Raw genomic sequence first — 21,844 nt, 5'->3', positions numbered from 1 at the left:
CGCCGCTTAGTTTCTGTAAACACGCAGCCCCGTCACGGGATCGATTTCGATAGGGAGTGGCGGGTGACGGAACGAATCCATTGCAGCCCAAACATACTGATGTTTTAGATTGAGCTGCCAAATTTCGGAATAAATCTGTTCAATCTGATGTTGTGTGGCTTCGTAGTCCTTTCGGCCGCGAGTGGGGAATTCCGCCGAGACCACACTTGTTTGGACGCTAACACCGCAGATACGAAAGAGATACTCTCGCGATGACAAAGCGACCGATTTCCCTGCGGAATGAACATTCAAATATCCCATTTGCAGGTTCGCATTCTCAGCCCGCAGTTTCATTTTGCGGGTTCGCAACACAAACGCCTCTGCGTATGGTTTCCATTCTGCCAGGTAATAACCAAGATCCTCGCCGACAAAAAGTTCAAATTCGGCGTAGGTTCCATCGAAGCAATAGTCACGGATAGATACGCGGGCGTTTGCTTGACTCGCTTGCGCAGAGTCGTGATGCAATGCCAAACCTGGTAGTAAAGCACACTGCTGAACGAATACTCGTCGTTTCATGGTTCCCGTGTCCTTGGCTGGTTTTGAAGACTGGGGCTTGTGAATTCCATTTCAAACAGTTTACGAAAATGTTTACTTAAACGCCAACGGAATAGGTGTTCTAAAGCGAACCATCTCGTGACCGATGGTCATGACGCCAAGCGATCCGAGTACCGTCTGCATCAGTCAATTGCCCAACACAACGGCAATTCACGTAATGTTTGACTATCGCGGATACCGCAAATGACACGAGAAAAAGGCCCTCGAATTTCGAGAGCCTTTGACTCGATGATTTACGCTCGATTCATGACCTGCGACACAGGCTGCGGATCGAAGTGCAGGTCGCGTTCGACAGGAAGTCCGAGTGAGCCGCGTATCTCTTCAACTTCGTCGAGATAGAAGGTGCCGAATTCTTGTTCGAGTCCGTTAACCAGTCCGTAACAGATGCGTGACTCAGGATCGTATTCGATGACCCACCAAGTCCAATTGGCATCAGGTGTGAACCATTTAACCTGAACGATCGGATCGCGAATTTCGGACGATGCTCCGAGTGTGGGAAGTTTGGCCAAGATGCCTTTGGTAAGAAGCGTATGTGCCGGTGATTTGGTTCGTGGACATTTCACGATTGAGAGGGGGAAGAAAGTAAATTGCCGCTGAGGGCACGAGTTCCTCTGCACAATCAAGAGCGGTGTCACAAAGCAGAGCCGCAGGAAGCTTTTGACACGTCAGCGATTGAATGTGCATTCCTGTCCGTGCCTCGTCGGCGTTTCCGCCTTCCCCTTCAAGCGGATTCATGACGCTCAACGGCTCAGAATGCCCAACGCCAGCGGGATGATCGCCTGACCTCGGTTTAGTGGACTGCTACAATTAATTGTGATTCAACCATGACTCAATGATTTAACAGGGACGGTCTGATGAACGAACAGACAGAACTGGAATGGTGGGCTAGGATTCTGTCCGACGTAAATTCGTTCGATCCTTCGGACATTTGGGAACGCACTAAACTGCTCTGTGGTATCGTTGCGGCGAACGAAGTCGAATACATTACCACAGATCAAGCAAACTATGCGCGGAAGGTATTCGCATCGCGAGTAGGCGACAACAAGGTCGAAGGAGACCCATCTTCCGAAGAGTACCGCAATCAACTTTGGCAAACGATTCTTGACGATGCAAAGTCTGTAGATAAACACGACCCTTGGGAAAGAACCAAAATCTTTGTCGGAATGACACCGTTCAGCACATTTGGTTTGATTAGCCATGAACAGTTTGTGTATGTCCGAACTCTGCTATTCGGTGAAGCGTTCGGCGAACATCGAGACTAGCTTCCGACTGTGGCGTCAAGCGTTCATTGCGATTCATCGACACAGACAAACGTTTGTGCGTCGCCACTAAAGCCGATTGTGAGTGTCAATGAGCAATCCAATCGAGCGACAGACCGACAAGTCGCCTAAAGAGTGATTGATGATCCGAACCATCTGCACTCGTTCGACATTGATCATTGCCTGATACAGTCCCTGATTCTCGCCGTACGTTTTGAAGACGAATTCATCGTCATCGAGTGATACACGACGAGACAGACTGAAAGATCCGTATAAAGCGTCAGTTGCGTAGCCGACAGACTGGCAAGAAGCCCAGTGGAGGATTGATTGTGCGAACGATTTCGATTTTTCCTGTCGACATCATGGCTTGGAGCAGCCCTTCGTTGCCGCTGTACGTTTTGAAGATGAACTCACCTTCGGCCAAGGGGACACCGGGAATGCAAACTGAAAGATCGGCGTACAGATCGCCATCCATTTGGACGAGTGCGACATAGAGTTGATTGTCGTCGACATAGCGACGGATGTCGAACTCAACTTGTTGCAGCCCGTGATGATGAAGTATGAACATGAGAGTAAGAGGGAAGAAAGTAAATTGCCGCTGAGGGCACGTTTTCTTCTGCACAATCAAGAGCGGTGTCACAAAGCAGAGCCGCAGGAAGCTTTTGACACGTCAGCGAAGGATTGTGCTGCGTTGCTCGTGCCACAAACGGCAATACGGATTCCTCACGATTCCACACAGATTCATTGGCATGCAAATTCGGTTGACTTCTCCTTCTGCAACCGCCAACCTGCTGATATGGAATTTGAATGTGATCAATGTGGTGCTTGTTGCAAAGAACTGATCGTCGAGGTTTACGACATTGATATAATGCGAGAGCCCAAGCTTGCGACGGCCGACATCGGCTCTTGGACGCGTGAAATGGTCTATGCTGAACTGATGGCCGAACTCGAACAAGATGGAAAGTGCCTCTTAATCGCCGGGCCTGGTAAGCCATGCAAAATGCTTGATAAGGAAAATCACTGCGACATCTATCCCACTCGCCCGAATGTTTGTGTTGCCATGCGGGCTGGCGATGAAGAATGCCAACTTGCGAGAGCGAATAACGGCCTAGCTCCGTTACTACCAAAAAGCGAAGAGTCAAGTAACCAGTAGGTCTTCAAATTTGCTCACGTTATGCCGCCAACATCATGTTCAACATTCACGGATCGACTTGGTATCCAGTGTGCCATCGCCCACAATTATGTGATCGAGAACTGTAATGCCTAACAGTTTTCCGACCTCAGTCAATCGAGTCGTTACCTCATGGTCCTCGCGACTCGGAGTCGCGTCGCCTGACGGATGGTTATGACTTAAGCAAATCGCGCTCGCTCCTTCAATGACGGCGGGCTTGAACACCTCGCGTGGGTGGACGAGTGATGCGTCCAATGTGCCTTGGGTGATAAGCACTACGCTCTGAACAACGTGTTTAGTATCCAACGTTGCAATAACAAACCGCTCTTGGTCTGGCGATGGGTTGTCGCTCCAATATTTTTTGAAGAACGCCTGAGCTTCAACGGTACTCGTCAGTTTCGGCCTGCCCTTCATCGAGCCGACTCGCACCACCGAAACAATCTTAAGCGAGGTATAGTCCGTTTGGTGTTGTATACGTTTGGCAATCTCCTGCTGCAAACTCGCGGCATTGCCGCTCTCACTAACGTTCTGCCTATCAAGTGCCCGAGGTTTCTTTGTTCTTTTCGCTTCTTCAATTGCTGGGAAGATACAGGCGACATCGAACCAAATCTCCTCGTGTTCGTCATCAAAGGCAACACGTACCTCCTGGCGTTTCGGTGAGATCCCCACGACCCGTCCGTAACGCAGGTCGTCCTTGTCGACAAACACTTCGACGAAGTCATGCCGACGTATTTCAAAACGGTGTGCGGGCCCATCGATGTCGTTGCGAATGCGATCCACAAAAATGCTGTTTCGGGAGTTCGCCGCTGGTGGCCAAATCTCGTGCGATTCGCCGCTAAAATTATGTTGCCGCTCTGGATTAACAAACAGTTCGATGACTCTTCGTTCTGTCTCAGCCTGCCTGTCCTCTATCTCGGCACTTAGCGGCTTTGACGTCTCGTTTTCGTCCCCATCCCAAAATTCAAGTTGTTTTCGCATGCTGGCAAATAGTTTGCCAGAACTTTTCATCACCACAAAGGAAAAACATCACTTTCGCGTGGATCGCATGATTGTCGAGCAACCCAAAGCGGTCAAAGACGACGCTCGAACGCTGCAAAATGGTGGGACATTAGTGCTTGGCGACCAACCAAGCGAAGAGGTACAATTTGGTTACAAATCAGTTGACTTCGGACTGTCGGTGCTTGGCGACGAACGTCGGTGCTCGAATATCTGGTATCGAGCGATAGTTTTCGTCAGCAACATTCGTGTAATTTGAAAAAGGATTGGGCGCCATGCGTGTTCTTTTGATTGACGACTCTCGCACACAAGCCACAATCTGCCGAATGGAACTTACCAAGGTGGGATTCGACGTTGATTACGCCGAGAGTAGCGCAGAGGCTCTTTCGTACCTAAACGGTGGTCAACGATATGATGTGATCGTTCAAGACCTGTGTCGGCCTCCCGAGGAAAGAGGTGAGGGATGGACGTTCTACAATCAGCAACTCTGTGACATCTGCCCGGATATTCCGGTCATCTTCTACACGGGATACCCGGCCGATAGTTGTTTTGCCGACTTGGTAAAGAGTAGTCCGAATACCGCTTTCTTGAGTAAGAATGCAACCGGATGTGAGCCTTTGATCCAAGAAATTCAATCGATAGTCAGTAGGAAGCAATTTGCAAAGTAACGCACCCGACATCGTCGTCGGTACCCATTGACAAATGGATTTTCGAATATTTCCAGAACTCCAATCTTCCCAAACTTAGTTTCTACTGAAACATCGCATCTGCCTGTTGCTCCAGTGCTTCGCGTGGCCGAGCAAACTGGCGCAACGCGTGCCGTTTGATCTTCTCCGCTCGGCTCGCAATGCTGTGTGGTGGCGGTAGCGTTCGAATGGTCATTGGCCCTGAAAGCATTCCGTCGATCAGAATATTCGCAACCGCGTGATACTTCGGTATCGTCATCAGGTTTTCCGGTGATACCTTTCCGCCAAAATGCTGGGACCAGAACGGTGCATCCTCCGATCCAACTTGAAACGTGACTACGGAACCGCAATTACCAATGATCGCCGATCGTAGTTCTGGGGCTAACTGTTCACGGTACTGGTTCGCCATGACAAATAGCGGGGCACGGTACTTGCGGGCCTCCGATAACGATGTCGCCAATGCGGTGGTTGAGTAGTTTTGTAGTTCATCGACGTAGCACACGAAGTCCCGACGTTCACTTTCGGGAATGTTGGCTCGCGACTCCCCTGCTAACTGCAGTGAGCTGAGCAACAACGCACCGAGAAGATTGGCCGAGTCTTCACCGAGCCGTCCTTTCGACAGATTGCAAAGCAAAATGCCACCGTCATCCATAACTCGCCGGAGATTGAAACCACTCTTCGGCTGGCCAAGTACCAACTGAAGCTGTCGAACGAGTTCATCCATTGACTCTTCACGCGTGTCATCGAGTCCCAAATAGTTCATCATGTGGGCGGGCACATCGTCGAATGGAAAACGGACGATAGTGCACGTATTCTTTACGTGCTTAGTCAACATCCTTGCCATGTAGTCGTACGCCATTTCCTGTGCGTCGATCGACAAAGCGGCAGCATCAGCACCGAACCGCCAGCCAACTAGGCCTCGATTCACATCCGACGGGCGCAGATTCTCGCCAGTTGGTCTTGAGCATGTCCCCAAACTATAGATTTCGATTTCTTGTCCCTCGGATGCCATGCCAAGCGAGTCGATTAGTCCGACAAGCACCGGGTTATTCGCCCAAAGGCCACCATCAGCAAAATAGTTGTATGCACGAGTTTGACCTGAGTCTGGTACTGGAATGCGGGCTAGCGACCTGTGGGATGAGAACGTCCGCGACGCACAAGCATATTGTGGATAAGGAAGCAAAAAAAGCGTGTCAAAGAGGCGATTATTGGAGTTTGTCGAACGATCAACGATCCGTTCGTTGAATGGCACTCCAATAGGACTGGTTTGGCGCCCTCCCCAATTGCGTTTCGAAGTCACAATACCGACGCGCAACCGACAGGGAACGCTCGCCAGAAACCACCCGGTAGTACGCAAAAACGACATGAGATCGAAGACAGGGGAAAGCTAGGTATAAAAGAAAACCCTTTTAAAAAACGGTGTTTTGGTGAGCATCCGAAACGCGAAAAGAAAGCTATGAGTGTCAACGGAACCGAAGGAGGCAGGAAGAAGTTCGGGCCGATGCGACGTGAATACGACGACGAAGTGCCAAAGCACTTACTATTTGGCTGAACCCGTCTCGTATCAAGCACAGCGGATCAAACTCTGCCAATTGAGCTAGCGGCTTAAAGACGTTCATGGACGTTGCCGCTTACAGGCTGCGTTGGCCATTCATCCGAGACCAAGTACGCTACAGGTCGAGCAACTCACTTTGCAGTTCGGGGAGGCCCCGGCTTGAGAAAAAATCGCATCTTTTTGCGAAATCACTGGCAGGCAAGCCCCCCCCATACGCTGGCATGTGTTATATAAAACGATAACTATTCTTGTTCATAGCCAAAACAAAGGACGATTCGATGGGGAAACTCGCGTTTGCCACCAAAAAACTTGCATTTGCAAATCGGAAAATTGCGTTCGCAAACAGCAAGCTGGCCAACTCAGTTACTCAGCATGCTCACTCAACTCAAAACCTTGCAGACGCGATAACACGGCTTTCTGCTGCCGCCTCAGAAAGATCTACAGAAAAATGATTTAGGATGTTGTCGTGTCTGGCCGGGCGTATAGCCGCTGGCCAACGCTTGGGTTTTCGTTTCGTTGACTTCGTCTCGCAATACGATGTAAATCGTTTATTCGTTATTGGAGAAGATGACACAAGTTGTAAAAACGAAAACGTGAAGATTCTTTGACTTCATCTGAGTTATTTATGCTTGAGCTATATATTGCTGAGTGGTCCGCATGGAAAGGGTTTCTCCTTCCTTGCATTTTACCTGACGCAAAGCGAATTGAGGTGCAGCCTTTCGACGAAGCATATCGCGAACAATTCGCTAGTATCGTTCCAAATCAGGGTATTGTTTGCTTTCAGATCAACGCCTCAGTACTTTATGACCTTCCTTTCAGTCCCTCTGAGGTCACCAAGGCGTTGCGATCCCCATCGCTGTGCTTTCTCAATAGCAGTTGCAACGACATTACCAAATCGACGCTCCATAATGCATTGGATCAGGCGGGGCTTCCTTCGCTCAAGCTGACTTCACATCCATCGAAAGTATGTGATGTGATAGTCAAATCGAACCTTAATTGTGGAGGACTGTCTGAATCAAGGCATGCAGACGTCCTTCCGGTTGACTCGACAATCTCCCGGCTTCTAAATAAGCAGGAAAAGCCTTTCAATTACAACGTCGTTTCCTCGGATCAATTACCAAAAGAGGCCTATCTTTCATCATCACTAATCGTTGAACGCTACATCTCTAACCCCGACGACTTTTTCTATCGACTCTACTTTGCGGGTTCTCATCGGATTGCAGTCAAGGGGCATTGCTCTGGAGTCGTAAAGAAGATCTGCGGAGATGATCGCGACACAAACGTCGCATATCTGGAGTCTAGTAAACACGACGCGTTAGCAGTACTACCCCCATCAGTGGTCAAGATTGGATCCAATTTACCATATGCAATGGGAGCTGAGTTCGGTTGTATCGACATTGTCTGCAGCCGCGACGATGAAGCATTTGCAATTGATCTTAACCCAACCCCTTATGCAGGTTCGCAACCTCCTTCTGAAGAAATTCTAGAGTTCCTCCGTATTGGGCTGCTTGAAATCGCCCTATCGAAATTGCAGGAAACTTAAACATGAATCTAGAGGACATGCGTTCTGTCCGCGGGATTCAATCATCGATCTTCGTCGTAAATTGGAATCTTGGAAAACGCTGCAACTATTCTTGCTCTTATTGCCCGAAAGATCTTCACGATTTGTCTAGCGGCCATTTGACATTTGTTGAGATGACAAAGGCATTTGGAAATATTCTTCGTGCTAAGAAAGCGGCGGGTGATGCTCGAGAAATTAGACTCGAATTAACTGGAGGCGAGCCAACTTTAAATCCGGATTTGGAAAAGTTTCTAAGCTGGCTGCGTTGCACTCATGGCGGCATTCTTGACGCTGTTGGTATGACGACAAACGGGTCTCGCACTGAGGAATATTATGCCAATCTATTTGAATTTGTTGACTACGTAACGTTCAGCGCTCACTTCGAATTCATGAACTCGAGGTCATTTTTCACAACGGCCATTTCTGTTCATAGGAAATTACGAGACTCAGGCTGTCGTAAGCTACTCACCGTCAATCTGATGATGGAGCCATGGGCAGCGGATAAAATTAACCATCTCGTCGATGCACTTGCATCTGAACATATTCCAGTCCGGTGTTCGGAAGTTCGCAACTACTACAACAGCCAAGGACTAAATCCAAAATGGGATGTGGAATTTGATTACGCCAGATTCCTAGACGAACACGGTGCGTCACCGGCTGTAGCGTCGTTGAATAGAAAGAGTAGAACGACGGTAAATCGGCCCAACAATGACAAGAACTCGCAGGAGTGCGACGATTTAATGAACTTGCGATTGGCGGGGCATGATATTCAGGTTTCCGATCGCAACGGTGGCGAATCACTTATGTCTGCTAGCTCCATGATCGATGAGCAATTGAATCGTTTTCTCGGCTGGTCATGTAACGTTGGGAGTAACGGACTGCACATCTACCATAATGGAGATGTGTACGGCAGTATCTGCCGAGCGAAGCGCCTTGGAAATGTCTTCGAAGCGTTTTCAATCAAATCCCTTACTGTTACTTGTCAGAAAGAAGCTTGCGTCTGCCCAGCAGATGTTCGTATTCCCAAATATCGAAAATCTGGTGATCCAGTCCGGGTTGCCCCACCTGAGTGTAGCTGATGAAGAATGCTGTATCTGTTTCGATGCTATCTGACGCTGCATCTCGGAAAACTAACGTGAACTGGATTCTGGGAACAGCATGCAACTACAGCTGCAGCTATTGCCCAGATTCTCTACACGACGGCAAAGTTGCTTGGCCAAAAATTTCCGATTCGATAGCGTTTAGCGAAAAGGTGATTGAACACTACCGGGTTCTTGATCGATCGGTCACGTTTGTGTTTTCAGGCGGGGAGCCCACCGCCTATAAGCACTTGAGGAAATTGCTCGAAGCAATCAATTGCGCTGGCGGTGAAGCGAGGTTGATCAGCAATGGCAGTCCCGGCTTAGACTGGTGGACCTCAACAGCGTCTCTACTGAAAAGCATCGTGCTGTCATTCCACATAGAGTTTGCCAATAGGGACAAGTTTGCAGCGGTTGCCAAATTGCTGCAGGACCGTCTGAAGACACACATCAATGTGACAATGGTTCCGGAAAGGTTCGACGAGTGTTTGCGAAATGCAGAGATTCTCTCGAAGACTTGCGAGCAAGCGACAATCACGCTCAAGCCACTTCTAATTGATTTTGGATCTGATTTGTATCCCTACACCGATAGCCAGCGGAAGGTTCTTGCCGACTCAAAACTAGGTGATGGGGGTAACGAGAATCCGGGGAAAGCCATGCTAAAGATTGAATACGAGGACGGATCCTCGGAGCGGTCATCCGGTAGTCAAATAATTGCTGCAGGAAAGAATCACTGGCCCAACTGGAGCTGCGAAGCTGGCATCGAGTCTCTGGCGGTCGATCAATTTGGAGAAGTATCACGAGCGGTTTGTTGTCAAGGTGGAAAGCTAGGGAACATCAACGAAACGCAGTGGACTCTTCCGACTTCCGGCATTGTCTGCGAAAAGCTTGTGTGCCATTGCATTTCAGATATAAATGTTTCGAAACGGCTTGGGAGCAAGGAGTAGAGCGAAAGAATGGGCAATAAAGAATCGCAAATTTGGGCCGTGACATGTTTTTTCAATCCAATGGGCTCCCGCCTTAGAAGGGAAAACTATTTGCGGTTTAGAAGGCAACTTGATCTTCCGCTTTTGACAATTGAGCTGTCGTATCGCGATGCTTATGAGCTTACTGACAATGACGCGGACATGATCATCCGAGTTTCTGGCGGGGATATTCTGGATCAAAAGGAACGGCTGTTGAATCTCTCGTTGGATGCTCTTCCTGCGTCGTGCGAATACGTCGCTTGGCTAGATTGCGATCTTATCTTTTTGGAAAACAGATGGCCGGAAGAGACTGTAAGAGCTCTTGAGTCTTCTATGCTTGTCCAATTGTTTAGCGTTATATACTACCTCCCAAAGCCGACCGCTTCGGCGTGCGATCCAGTTGACCGCAACCTTTTTTTCCGTAGGGGATTGGCTGCCTTGGTAGAATCAGGACTTTCGTTCTCAATCGCGTACAATCAAGAGGCTTTTGTGCGAGCGTTGGGTAGCGCAAGTCCTGGGCATGCGTGGGCAATGCGACGTGACGTTCTACAACGACATCGTCTATATGACCGCTGTCCAGTTGGAGGCGCTGATTCTGCCATAAATTGTGCCGCATATGGTGACTTTGACTTGGTTATTCGAAACCATCGAATGAACCGGAAACAAGAATTGCATTATTTGGAATGGGCAAGACCATTTCATAAGGAGGTAAAGGGCCGTGTGGCGTCCGTCACTGGTGAAGTTCTTCATCTTTGGCACGGATCGATTGCGGATCGACACACAGAAGACAATTACACCATGATCGAGAAGCACGAATTTGATCCGTACACCGATCTTGCCGAAACAGAAGAGGGAAGCTGGGCGTGGGCAACCGACAAGCCCGGTCTACACAATGCTGTTCGACAATGTTTCGAGCGTCGAAACGAGGACGGTGAGGCAGCAAACTGAGTAGATGACGAACAGGTTACAAATAACGACAGATGTTTTCACCGGAGATATGCTTTGCAGGGCACTAAAGATGAGCGTTTAATTGCGGCAGACAAATATAAGTTTGCCTCTGATATTGCGATAGTGACAACGTACTTCAACCCAAGTCACTACTCTACGAAGCTTGAAAATTACAAGCAATTTCGCGATCCTATCGATGCTTCTGGCATTCCTTTGTTTACAATCGAATGCGAGTTTGGCGACTCAGACTTTGAGCTCAATGAGTTCAAGAATGTTCGTCAGATTCGTTGTAACGACATAATGTGGCAGAAAGAAAGACTTATCAACGAGGCTGTCAGGACACTTCCCTCCAAATTCGAGAAGGTTGTTTGGTTGGACTGCGATTTACTGTTCGTCAATTCTTCATGGGCATTGGAATTGTCGGCTGCGCTAGATACTCAAGTGGTTGTCCAGCCGTTTTCATCGGCAATCCGGCTTCCCCGAGGTGAAACATGTTTTACGGGTACGGGGCCGCGATGGAACAGTTTTGGTCTCGTTTACAATGATTCTGCTGTGCAAAGCAGGGAAGGCTGGGACGCGCACGGGCATACTGGCTTTGCGTGGGCCGCTAAGCGTGAGTTTTTCCGGGAGTGTGGGCTATATGACGCCTGCATTTTGGGTAATGGCGATCACTACATTGCCCACGCGATCGCAGGTGAACCGGAGTGCTCGTGCATAACCAAGCGATTGATTAGAACCGCTTCGCAGTTCAGCCATTTTCGTGACTGGGCAAAACTCGCATATTCGATTGTAGATGGAAAGATCGGAGTCATCTCGGGGGAGGTGTTGCATCTATGGCATGGCGACTATGAAAATCGTCGCTATTTAGAAAGGCAAGATGAAGTTAATAGACTCGGCTACGACCCCTATTCTGATATACGAGTTTCGGATTCTGGTTGCTGGGAATGGTGTTCAGACAAGCCCGAGTTACACGCTTGGGCAATCGAGTACTTCAACGGACGAAAAGAAGATGGATAAGAAAAAATTCGCAGGGAGATCATTTACCAATATTGCAACTTCCTCCAATGGAAGTCGATGCGAAGCTAGAAAGTTTGGTATTGTGGGAATCGGTTCAATTGCAAAGTTTTACCTTTCAGCCATGAAAGAAAGTGCAGAAGTCCAATTGATTTCAGCCTGTGATTTGCAGCCAGAGAAACTCAAGAGATTCGGTGGCGGGACTACCAAGGTAACGACTGATTTCTCCCAGTTAACTTCAGATCCGGAGATTGATGGAATCATTGTGTGCCTGCCAAATTATTTGCATGCAGAAGTTTGCGAGAAATCGCTATTGGCGGGAAAGCACGTCTGCTGTGAGAAGCCGTTGGCGTTGAACGCTGGTGACTCTATGCGGTTGGCTCAATTAGCTGACAAGAAGAAACTTGTTTTGATGACTGCGTTCCACAGAAAGTACAATTCGAATATTCGTCGTGCCATTCAGCACTGTCACGCAACTTCACTTAAACGAGTAAGGATTCGCTACCTAGAGGATATTGAGGCACACTCAGGTGGCGAGAATTGGTATTTGGATAAGGAGATGTCAGGTGGCGGATGCATCATTGACAATGGATCCAATGCGCTTGACCTGCTTTCAGGTTTCATGCGTCGGATTCGTGTTGTTGACTGCCGCGTTGAGCGATGGAGCGGAGCAGTGGAAGTGAGTGCTGTCATCAATCTGGAGGATGAATCAGGAATCCTGGCAGAAGTACAACTTGATTGGGGTCATAGTGACGAGATCAAGGACTTAACCTTGGAATACGAAGACGGATCGAAGTTGTGCGTCAACATGCTGCAAGGTTACGACGGTTTCAAAAAGTCACTGGACCATGAGTACGATTCAGTGGTGCAGGATTTCTGTCGTCGCATACAGAATTGCGAAACAACTGACGATAAAGAGCTGAGCGTTGTCCAGTTAGTTTGCGATTGCTACGCAAAGATTAGGATAGGTAAATATTGAAAAGCAAAGAATTCAATCCTTTGGTCAGCGAGTTGGCGACATTCGGAGGCCCCTGTGCTGTTAGATGTAAAGTGGACTCGCAATGGCCGCCCTCGTCGCCTCAGCTACAAGTGGAAGTCCAGCGAGTTCTGGACAGCGGCCGGCTATCAATCAACGATGGTACTGGCGTAATTCGGGAGTTTGAGACAGGATTTGCACAATACACGGGATCCAAGCACTCGCTCGCGTTTTGCAATGGAACTGCGGCATTGCACTCAGCATTGTTTGCAGTCGGTGTATGCCCTGGCGATGAAGTCATCGTCCCGACACTAACTTGGCCCTCGACAGCAAATGCAGTGATTCAATGCGGTGCGCGTCCGGTTTTTTGCGACGTCGATATTAGCTCCGGCTGCATGAATGCAGACGCCATCCAAGCGAAATTATCACCCGCAACTCGAGCCGTGATTGCCGTTCACCTCTGGGGTAACCCCGGTGATATAGCAGAGGTGGCGAGGCTAACGAAGCGAGTTTCGATCCCGCTTATCGAGGATGCCTCACACGCCCATGGAGCACAAATTGAGGGTCGTCATGTCGGTACATATGGCGAAATTGGGTGCTTCAGTTTACAGGCGTCAAAGCTACTTGCAGCGGGCGAGGCGGGTATCGCAGTGACTAATTCCACGGACCTCTTTGATAAGATGCTCGCACATGGTCATTTTGGTGGAAGAATCGAGAGGGATGTCACGTCACAAGCCTTTGCGCAGTATTCTTACACTGGCATTGGGCCAAAGTACCGTCCCCACCCGCTCGCAATGGCGATCGCCTTGTCGAGCCTGCAACAACTTGACTCATGGATAAATCACCGAACAGACGCGATTGATCGAATATCGGTAGTTGTTGAGCAAGTTCCCGGGCTTATTGCGCCGGAACGTATAGAAGGCGTTTCCCGCGGGGCATTCTATGGAGTCAGGGTTAGGCACGTCCCATCTGTGTCTGGCGTATCCACAGAAGCGCTGCTCCGCCTTTTGACTGACGAAGGAGTGGAAGTGTCGCGGGAGCCTTACCAGTTGCTACATCGCCAGCCTTTATACAAAGGAGCAATGTTCTATGAAGAAGTAACGGGGTCGCGATGGCCCTATGGAGAAAAATGGTCAGCAACTTACCGCGATTCCGATTTTCTGAATGCGATTGAGCTTTCCGTAAACACGCTAGCGATTACTGTTCCCACGCTGGCAACACAAGAACTGGTTGATGGCTACAAACTCGCGTTCGAAAAGATACGCAGAGTCATATCAATCGATCCTGCTGCAATCCAAGAGGCGATGCAAATCGTTCTAACAATCCGCTCTCGATAGTCCGTAGCCAGCGGGCGTGTTGCTTAGCTTAATCCTGCTACAGGTCGCAATGCACAATTTGTGCGTCGAGTTGTCTTGCCGTCTTCTTTTGCTAATTCAATGCAATATTACATGATTTGCTCAACACCTCGGACAGGTAGCAGTTTGCTATGTTCGTTGCTGCGATCGACAAAGTGTCTTGGGGTTCCAGCGGAGTACTTTGAATTCGGAGACAGAAAGCAAAAAATCCTTGATAAACTGGATCGCCGAACGGCAGAGGAGCTTGACTGTGACTTTGAAAAGTATATTAAGTTTATCAAGCAAAGGTATTCGTCTTCGAACGGCGTGTTCGGATTTAAGATCCATCAGCACGATTTCACCAAGTCTTTGCAGCGTGGACTCAGGCTTGATGTTCATTTTCCTGACATTCGCGTTTTATATTGTAGACGTTTGGACATAATCAGACAAGCAATTTCATGGGTGAGAGCAATTCAGACTCAGTCTTGGTCTTCGCATCAGGCCCCAAGAAATTCTGCTGCGTTTGACGGCCGTGCAGTTTGCATTGCAGTAAACTCTATCTGTGACAGTAATTTGAGATGGGAATTGTTCTTCAGGGTTAACTCTGTGATGTACAAGGAGGTCGTGTACGAACACTTTGTTGACCGAAAGAATGAAGCAGTGTTCGAGATAATGGATTTCTTTGGGGTTCCTTCTTCGGCTGGAATTGCCAGGTGTATTCAAACAACAATGCAAAGACAATGTGATTCGGTTACCGAATGCTGGTACGAGAAACTTTTGGAATACGTATCCGATCAAAACCAGTCATGCGTGAACGAACCAGAATTGATTCAGGGGAGAGAGTGGGTGCGTAGGATCTCTACGCGAGATTGCTGAATTGTTGAGCGTATCAATATAAGGCACTTGCTTGCCGGCGTTTTTAACAGCAAGAACCTCAAGCCAGCGCGGCGGTTGCTTCCATACTCACATGCGTACTTTCAGATGCAATATATGCATGGCCTACAGGCTATGATCTAAATTCTAATGGTGGCAAATTTTGCTCGTTTTCAACAACTCGCTTTAAACTTGGTGCAGAGGTAGACATCCTCATTTAGGATAAGGCCAAGGCGTTTGGATTCATCGTGTTCTAGCTCACGCGCAAATGCAATGATCTCAACTGAGAACCCAGCTTCTACAAGACGGTCTCGGTAGTCCTGGCCATATCGACGGACATGGTCGTGGTGCCCGAAGGCCTTTTCCCTCTCTTCGGGACTTTGAATAGTTGCGTCTTCAAAAGTAAAGTTGCTGGTAATCGGTACCTGTAGTATGGCCCAACCACCTCTTCTCAAAACACGGAAAATTTCTCGCATGGCTTTTCTGTCGTCTGGAATGTGCTCGAGAACGTGGCTGCAGTAGACAACGTCGAACGAGTTATTCGGGTATTCAATTTCCGTCAAATCCATCTTTACCATAGCCTTTGGATTGACGAGATCGGCTGACAAATAGTCTATGTAATCATGTGCCTGTATGAGCTTTGACAAAATTGGTTCCGGTGCAACATGCAATAGTCTCTTTTTTGCACCATTCAGCAAGTTCGTTTTTCGTCTAATAAATTCCCATGTCAGGCGATGCCTTTCGAGTGAATGACACACTGGACATCTCGCCTCCGTTCTTGTCACAAGTCCAAAGGGAAGAAATCGCCGCAACCATGCCCCGCAGCATGGGCATTTCCTCGAAATCCCGAAGAATGCGATGCGATAGAACAGTTGACGAGTTTTGCTGATTTGGGGCATGAATACGGCTTTAATTATTTTGGTCTGCGTAGCTCGTGCTAATTTAGGCTGTCTGCCTTTTCTACACCAAGGAGATTGCTGCAGGCTGCGTGTCCAGGGCACTCTTGGGTTCATTGGAATGGCTCATTGTAAACTCTTTTTAGCTTGAATCACGACGACTCTATGGGCTGCTGAATTGTGATGACGAAGTTCCCCCAGGCCCGCAACGATGATGCATCGAATCGACCATTCAATTCGGGGTAATCAGCGTGCGAGGCTTGGTGGCTTGTAGTCTCCCATGAGATGCCGATGCTCGTGGGTTCTCGAGCATCCGATGGTCCAAAAAGCTACGCCCGTGATCGCATTGGAACGCCGTACCGACATAAACCATGCTCCGCGCCCCCTCCTGCCTTGAACCAACGGCTATTGAAAACCCGAATCATTGTAGGAAGGCCGCTTTTTGTTTACCCAGATTTCCTCAGACGCCAAATCAACCTGGAGGAACGCCGGTTGCCTCCCATTCCATTCTATAATCGTGTGAGCTTTTTAGGCATGCCGTGGAATTGCTACCCGCTAATACGCAAAAACGACGCCAAATCGAAGATAGGAGAAACGTAGGTGCAAGAAAAAACTTGCAAATTGCGGGGTTTTGGTGAGCATCCGAAACGCGAAAGGAAAGCCCTGAGTGTCTACGGAACCGATTGCTACAGTTCGAATGGTCTTTTATCGAGGGGCGACTGGTTTACCACCAAACACTTGAGCGATTGCCGCGTGTTTGACATCTGGAAAAAGATGGCGGTAACGCCTTCTCATTTCTTCTGTGCAATGTCCCACAAACTCATCGATAATTCGCTGGTCGATGCCGCTGCAAGCGAGGTTGCTGATGAAACTGTGGCGCAAGCAGTGCCAACCTTTGACCTTTTCCCAGCGACTACTTTTGAGCGTCAACTGAAAGTGCGAATGGGCTTGGTCTGGCTTGATTGGCAGCGGTTCTTTATCAACGAACGAATCGAATTGAGCGAACGCCCACGGGCCACCGGGATGTTCGTCGTCGAACCATTTTTGCATGATTGACTTGAACAGGGGAGCGAGGGGAACACGCCGAGTCGATCGCTGACCTTTGACACGTTTCTTTTCGCGAATCGTAACAAACTTTGTCTCAAAGTTGAAATCGGATCGACGCGACCGCATGATTTCGCTGCGTCGGGCACCGGTGAAGCAGGCCATCGCAAACATCGGATGAATAAAAGGGGAGCGAGCCGCTTTTTCAACATGCTTGAGCAGGTGATTCATTTCCGTTTGTCGCAGGTACAGGCAATCCCAAGGAGTATCCGCTTCGATCCCGGTCAGGCCCTCTTGTCGAATCTGACGTTCAATCTCTCCCCACGTTTGGAAAGGCGGCTTCTCATCCGTTTTCGGCAATCGAGTGCCGCGATTGGGGAAGAGGCCTGAGACAAGGGGAACGGATGCCGCCCATCGCCAAACCGTGCCGAGCGTCACAATTTCTTTCCGGATCGTCGTTGCCGAGACCCGTTTGTACTCTCGTTCATCCTTTGGCTTGCTTTTATCGATCGCGTAGTGGGTCGTTTCTTTTGCCCGTACGTTGACGTACTTCTGAAGCGTCTGGCCGGTGAAATTGGCCATATCGAAATTTGGCTTCAGGATTCGAGTCAGGTGTTTCTGGTGCGTCCGCATCGTGCCGATGGTTGTCGGTTCAACGTTGTCGACGGGCAGCGAATCGAAGAATGCCGCGAAAAGAGACTCTAGAGTGACACGACCGGCCCGCGTTTTAAGCGGATCGGCAGGAGGCAGTGAATCGACCTTGCCGTCAGCCATCACGAAGTTGATGAAGGAAACGTGCTCAGGGACTTCCAAACGGCCTCGCTTGATCAAATCGAGCATCTCGATGATCGCGTCTCGCCGAACGACCACTCGGGACTCAATCTTGGTGCCAAGGGAGCGTTTGAAGCGTCGCCCTCCGATACGGAGAACGATGTGGATGGTGCCCGAAGGCTCAGGATGAAGTGACGCCATGATTGGACTCTTTCGCTCGAAAGGGGAACCCTGAGCGTAGAGAACGTCCCTGGCTCAGGCCAGCGACGCGAATCCAGTGTTAGTTCAATGTGTCACTTGCTGAGTGACACTAGGTTTTTGAAGATCTGGATCGTTCAAAAACCCCGTAAAAATCAATGCGGCCGAGAGGACTCGAACCTCCACGGGATTAACTCCCACTAGGCCCTTAAGCTATCTTCGGCGGTTGCTTCTGCACTGTGAATGAGTTGGTTTTGAACCGCAATCTCCTTCCTGGATTGATGAAACGTTTAATTGCAACTCATCTTAGATTTGCTTTGCGTTGCGGTCAAACGTCCAATCTTGTCCCCAAAATCCGTCTGCCAAAAAACGCAAACACGTCTCTATACCGCACTAGAACCTGAATCTCCAATTTGCAAATTAAGTACAAGTTGGGTTCAAGCTTCAATCGCACTTTGGCACAGTGAAATACCGCGTTTCAGCAAGCACCTGCGTTACACTCATATTGTACTCACACTGACGCTGCGTGGGCAATACTTCACTTGTTCAGTGAGCTACTGTGATCGCGACCCGCCGTCAAATTGCATCGGCAATTCGTTATTGGACTGCGCCAGACCTGCTACCCAAATCTGTACCACCGTCAGTGAGAAAAACCGGGCTTCATCTGGCCGGGCTAGCCCGGCCAGATGAAGCGAAATCTTTGGGGGCTAGGTTGCCCAAATCGCTGTGGGGTCGATGCTCGTTGTAGTCAACTCGCCAAGCTTCAATCTTCTCCTTTGCGTCCTCCAAGGACAAGAACCAATTTTCGTTGAGGCATTCAGCTCGGACGCTCCCGTTGAAGGATTCAATGAAAGCGTTATCCGTTGGTTTTCCAGGCCTACTGAAGTCAAGCGTGACGCCATTGGCATACTCCCACTGATCCAAAACTTTTGATGTGAACTTAGGACCGTTGTCAACTCGAATCGTTTTGGGCGATCTTCGATCCATCGCCAACCGATCCAATGCAGCGACAACTTCGCCGCCACGCATCCGCTGACCGACCTCGATCGCCAGACTCTCACGGGTAAAGAGATCGACTTTCGTTAACAGGCGTATTTTGCGGCCATCGAACAGCTCATCGGACATGAAATCCATCGCCCAGCAGTCGTTAATGCGAGTCGCCTCGGGTCGATCGACACGAGTTCGACAGCTGACTCGACGCTTCAGTGTCTTCGTTCGCAAATTCAGCTGTTCCTCGCGGTAGAGTCGATAGACTCGCTTTGCATTCACGTCCCAGTCTTCGCGCCTGAGCAGAATATGCAATCGACGGTAGCCGTAATGAACTCGCGTTGCCGCCAGCTCTTTCAGACGCATTCGTAAGGCGGCCTGCTCATCCTTCGTGGACTCGTAGCGATCGATGACCGAGCCAGACCGACCAGTTTGCAAGCACGACGCTCGCTGATGCGGTAACAATGCTGGGCTCCCTCGACACATTCACAAAGGCGGGCAGGCCTCAGAGCTTTTTTGACAGAACATCCTGCAAGATCTGTTTGTCCAAACTCAAATCAGCCACCAACGAATTCAATCGCCTGTTCTCTTCCTCCAAAGACTTCAATCGACGGAGCTCTTCAACTCCCAGTCCATCGAACTTCTTCTTCCAACGATAGAACGTCGGTTGGCTCACGCCAAGCTTCCGACATACCTCTTCAACGGGCGTTCCGGCCTCCGCCTGCTTGAGCGCAATGGCGATCTGTTCGTTCGTATATCGAGACTTCTTCATGGTCATCATCTCCTGTAAATGACGGCCAAATTCTAACCCGATTTTCTCACTTCAAATGGCCCAGTTTTTTGGTTGCAGGTCAGAGAGATATCCATAAAGGACTGTTCTCGAAGTTGTCGCAAAAGCCGCGAATTCTTCTGGAGTCATTTTCTGCCCTTTGCTTTAAATAAATGAGATTTTGCCTGATAGCACAGTGCGAGCATTATGCCGAAGAGTACTTGTGGTCAATGGCTTTGGCTTGAAGAAGGGACCGAGATTCCAGTGTCGAACTGCCTGGCTCGTGCATTTTATAGCACCGAGTGAGCGGGCGGCAACCTGTGTCTCTCCCGCGTTGGTTTTTCTGTGCTCAAATCACTTGAGCGTGTGGCCTTTTTGTAGTAAGCCGGCTGCGGCGCGGTTACCAATACGATGGACATTTTCCGCAGCAACTGTCAATCATATAGTTCAGGAAAACGCGGGAACACAGAATACGGGTCAAACTTGCGTTTGTTGGTTCTCACTCTTTGAAATCGAGCCCCAAGATGGCTCCTCCAAAGATCTGTGGTGTACGGCAGCGAATCAACGTTGTAGTTTTTTCCACCCAAGGAAAACGCGATCGGGAGCCACTTGCGATGCGTCTCACGTAACAAAAGAGCGTCTGAGCAGTTTGCTCGCGACTGAAGGACTCCGAAACCAAGTCGTGATGACCCTACGTGCAATGACTCCGTGTTGGGCACGTCATTAGGTTTTTGGGGAACGAGGAGCACCGACTCTCCGGCCTCAAGCGTATCAAGAACTTGAGACGCACTCGAAAAAATCAGCGATCGTTCAACCGAGGGAAAGCCAACCTCGAACCACAGGGCCAACCTTGAGGGATACTTGCCCTCATTCATATCGGCTTCGTATTTGACGGACGATTTGGATACGTATTCAAGATAGGGCTCCACCGAGCGGCTAACGGCGTAACCACCGAGAGCGACCACGTTCCTTGGAAGCTGTGTTGGCACTCTAGGATCGTTGGACCCTAGTGTGACGACGCAAATAAATCGAAGTGATTTTGTGTTATCGTCGCGACTAACGCGCCCAATGACTGACTCAAATTCACCGTCGTTGCCCGCATTTCTTGTGGCATCCGCGAGTGCTGCAAATGATGGATAGGCTAGCACATATTCGTGGATGTTGTCCGTGCACGGTCGAAGGTCAATAGTCGCAGCCGTCAATACACCAAAGTGACCCAATCCTCCCATAACTGCGTCGCAGATTCTGGAGTTTCCAGCAGTGGATTCAGAATATGATGGCGCGCATTCGATCAATGCCCCTGTCCCGTCGACTACCGTCATCGAGTAAACGTGATCGATCTGCATTCCGAAGCGATGACTTCCGAAGAATGCGCCACCGGTGGATAAAGTGCCCCCCACGGTTGTTGTCAATGCGCTCGTAAGTACAAATGGCATCAGCTTGCATTGGCTTGTTGCCTTGACGATTTCCAGCCAAGTTACGCCTGCGGCTACCGTTACCCGCCGATTGGCTGTATCAAGCTCGATTCGTCTTCCGCTTGGTAGTTGCAGTTCCTTGGTTAAGAGACAAATCGAAAATTCGTCAACGGACTGCCCCTCAACCGAATGAGCGCGACCGCGCGGCACGATCCGCATTCTGTGGTTCTTCGCAAACCGAACAACAGCTCGCACGTCGTGAGTGTCACGTGGCCACGTAACCAAACGCGGAACCCCAGTTGTCATGCCGCCGAAGTCACGAGACACATTTCGCCTTGACTCGCAGCTCTCGCTGGCTTTGCCGCGAAACCCACTGCCGACGAGACACGCGGACAGATCATAGCAACCACGTATCTGGGGTAGGCGATGCGCAAAACGGCGACGCGGCTCGCCTGACTGGGCCAAGCTGTCAGACAGCAGAACTGAAGAAGCCGTTGCGCCAAGTCGCATCAAGAATGTTCGCCTTTTCATTCGGTTCGATCCGACACCAAACTCACCCACGCAGTTCACTCCCACTGCAGATCCATCAACACTTTGCGGCTCGTCTTGAATTCTACTGTCTTTACGACTGATGATGTTTCCGATCATATGGGTTATCGTTGAATTTGTGTTTGGCGGGCGGAGTGATTGCCAGCTTGGAGCCGTGTCTGAGTTCTTCATGTCGGATCCACGCGAGACCCTCCAGGATTCTGG

Annotated in this window: 20 protein-coding genes and 1 pseudogene; 12 read left to right on the top strand and 9 right to left on the bottom strand. The window is 49.5% G+C overall.

Annotation, left to right across the window (positions count from 1 at the left end; translation table 11 throughout):
• Window positions 1-6: 6 nt before the first annotated feature.
• Both SH528x_RS19340 and SH528x_RS19335 read right to left on the bottom strand, forming a co-directional pair.
• A complete protein-coding gene (locus SH528x_RS19340; RefSeq protein ID WP_442505095.1) occupies window positions 7-555 on the bottom strand; it encodes a hypothetical protein in 549 nt (182 codons plus the stop codon).
• A gap of 272 nt (window positions 556-827) precedes the next feature.
• Window positions 828-1,157, bottom strand: a complete 330-nt coding sequence (locus SH528x_RS19335; RefSeq protein ID WP_442505094.1) for a DUF2958 domain-containing protein — start codon at window positions 1,155-1,157, stop codon at window positions 828-830.
• A 291-nt stretch (window positions 1,158-1,448) separates the two neighbouring features.
• On the opposite strand from SH528x_RS19335, the gene SH528x_RS19330 reads away from it, so the two are divergent.
• Entirely contained in the window at window positions 1,449-1,856 is a 408-nt protein-coding gene (locus tag SH528x_RS19330) for a hypothetical protein (protein ID WP_442505093.1), read from the top strand.
• Window positions 1,857-2,133: 277 nt separating this feature from the next.
• Here SH528x_RS19330 and SH528x_RS19325 read toward each other — a convergent pair whose 3' ends face one another.
• A complete protein-coding gene (locus SH528x_RS19325) occupies window positions 2,134-2,421 on the bottom strand; it encodes a hypothetical protein (protein WP_442505092.1) in 288 nt (95 codons plus the stop codon).
• A gap of 228 nt (window positions 2,422-2,649) precedes the next feature.
• Between SH528x_RS19325 and SH528x_RS19320 the strand changes: the two genes are divergently transcribed.
• Window positions 2,650-3,006, top strand: a complete 357-nt coding sequence (locus tag SH528x_RS19320; RefSeq protein ID WP_442505091.1) for a YkgJ family cysteine cluster protein — start codon at window positions 2,650-2,652, stop codon at window positions 3,004-3,006.
• Between the two features lie 39 nt (window positions 3,007-3,045).
• On the opposite strand, the gene SH528x_RS19315 is transcribed toward SH528x_RS19320, so the two are convergent.
• Window positions 3,046-4,002, bottom strand: a complete 957-nt coding sequence (locus SH528x_RS19315; protein ID WP_442505090.1) for a JAB domain-containing protein — start codon at window positions 4,000-4,002, stop codon at window positions 3,046-3,048.
• On the opposite strand from SH528x_RS19315, the gene SH528x_RS19310 reads away from it, so the two are divergent.
• A complete protein-coding gene (locus SH528x_RS19310) occupies window positions 4,001-4,279 on the top strand; it encodes a hypothetical protein (RefSeq protein WP_442505089.1) in 279 nt (92 codons plus the stop codon). The two genes, SH528x_RS19315 and SH528x_RS19310, sit on opposite strands and share 2 nt — an antisense overlap.
• Window positions 4,280-4,295: 16 nt before the next feature.
• Window positions 4,296-4,688 carry a response regulator gene (locus SH528x_RS19305; protein WP_442505088.1) on the top strand — a complete coding sequence of 131 codons (393 nt, stop codon included), beginning with the start codon at window positions 4,296-4,298 and terminating at the stop codon, window positions 4,686-4,688.
• 82 nt (window positions 4,689-4,770) lie between these two features.
• Here SH528x_RS19305 and SH528x_RS19300 read toward each other — a convergent pair whose 3' ends face one another.
• Window positions 4,771-5,748, bottom strand: a complete 978-nt coding sequence (locus SH528x_RS19300) for a hypothetical protein (RefSeq protein WP_442505087.1) — start codon at window positions 5,746-5,748, stop codon at window positions 4,771-4,773.
• 1,138 nt (window positions 5,749-6,886) lie between these two features.
• Between SH528x_RS19300 and SH528x_RS19295 the strand changes: the two genes are divergently transcribed.
• From SH528x_RS19295 to SH528x_RS19260, 8 genes are all read left to right on the top strand, one after another.
• On the top strand, window positions 6,887-7,804 hold the full coding sequence (locus SH528x_RS19295) for a hypothetical protein (RefSeq protein ID WP_442505086.1): 918 nt from the start codon (window positions 6,887-6,889) through the stop codon (window positions 7,802-7,804).
• 2 nt (window positions 7,805-7,806) lie between these two features.
• On the top strand, window positions 7,807-8,901 hold the full coding sequence (locus SH528x_RS19290; RefSeq protein ID WP_442505085.1) for a radical SAM protein: 1,095 nt from the start codon (window positions 7,807-7,809) through the stop codon (window positions 8,899-8,901).
• A complete protein-coding gene (locus SH528x_RS19285) occupies window positions 8,901-9,848 on the top strand; it encodes a radical SAM protein (protein ID WP_442505084.1) in 948 nt (315 codons plus the stop codon). The genes SH528x_RS19290 and SH528x_RS19285 overlap by 1 nt, the downstream gene beginning before the upstream one ends.
• A gap of 9 nt (window positions 9,849-9,857) precedes the next feature.
• Window positions 9,858-10,814 (top strand): hypothetical protein, encoded by a 957-nt coding sequence (locus tag SH528x_RS19280; protein WP_442505083.1) that lies wholly within the window; start codon window positions 9,858-9,860, stop codon window positions 10,812-10,814.
• Between the two features lie 54 nt (window positions 10,815-10,868).
• On the top strand, window positions 10,869-11,831 hold the full coding sequence (locus tag SH528x_RS19275) for a hypothetical protein (RefSeq protein ID WP_442505082.1): 963 nt from the start codon (window positions 10,869-10,871) through the stop codon (window positions 11,829-11,831).
• A complete protein-coding gene (locus SH528x_RS19270) occupies window positions 11,824-12,807 on the top strand; it encodes a Gfo/Idh/MocA family protein (RefSeq protein ID WP_442505081.1) in 984 nt (327 codons plus the stop codon). The genes SH528x_RS19275 and SH528x_RS19270 overlap by 8 nt, the downstream gene beginning before the upstream one ends.
• Complete coding sequence (locus SH528x_RS19265) at window positions 12,804-14,141, top strand: DegT/DnrJ/EryC1/StrS family aminotransferase (protein ID WP_442505080.1); 1,338 nt, start codon at window positions 12,804-12,806, stop codon at window positions 14,139-14,141. Before SH528x_RS19270 ends, SH528x_RS19265 begins: the two co-directional genes overlap by 4 nt.
• A 99-nt stretch (window positions 14,142-14,240) precedes the next feature.
• Window positions 14,241-15,014 (top strand): Stf0 family sulfotransferase, encoded by a 774-nt coding sequence (locus SH528x_RS19260; protein ID WP_442505079.1) that lies wholly within the window; start codon window positions 14,241-14,243, stop codon window positions 15,012-15,014.
• A 170-nt stretch (window positions 15,015-15,184) separates the two neighbouring features.
• On the opposite strand, the gene SH528x_RS19255 is transcribed toward SH528x_RS19260, so the two are convergent.
• The 4 genes and pseudogenes from SH528x_RS19255 to SH528x_RS19240 form a co-directional block, all read right to left on the bottom strand.
• Window positions 15,185-15,709: a class I SAM-dependent methyltransferase gene (locus SH528x_RS19255; protein ID WP_442505078.1), complete on the bottom strand. Its 525-nt coding sequence runs from the start codon at window positions 15,707-15,709 to the stop codon at window positions 15,185-15,187.
• Between the two features lie 903 nt (window positions 15,710-16,612).
• A complete protein-coding gene (locus SH528x_RS19250) occupies window positions 16,613-17,923 on the bottom strand; it encodes a tyrosine-type recombinase/integrase (RefSeq protein ID WP_442505077.1) in 1,311 nt (436 codons plus the stop codon).
• A gap of 657 nt (window positions 17,924-18,580) precedes the next feature.
• Window positions 18,581-19,679: pseudogene (locus SH528x_RS19245) on the bottom strand (IS3 family transposase).
• Window positions 19,680-20,110: 431 nt separating this feature from the next.
• The gene (locus SH528x_RS19240) at window positions 20,111-21,397 is read right to left on the bottom strand and encodes an FAD-binding oxidoreductase (RefSeq protein WP_442512140.1); all 1,287 of its coding nucleotides are present in this window, start codon (window positions 21,395-21,397) and stop codon (window positions 20,111-20,113) included.
• Window positions 21,398-21,844 lie beyond the last annotated feature (447 nt).

This window comes from Novipirellula methanifontis, from assembly GCF_052161655.1.
Taxonomy (GTDB): domain Bacteria; phylum Planctomycetota; class Planctomycetia; order Pirellulales; family Pirellulaceae; genus Novipirellula.
Note: the sequence above shows the minus strand (reverse complement) of the source record. Positions and strands in the feature narration are given on the sequence as shown.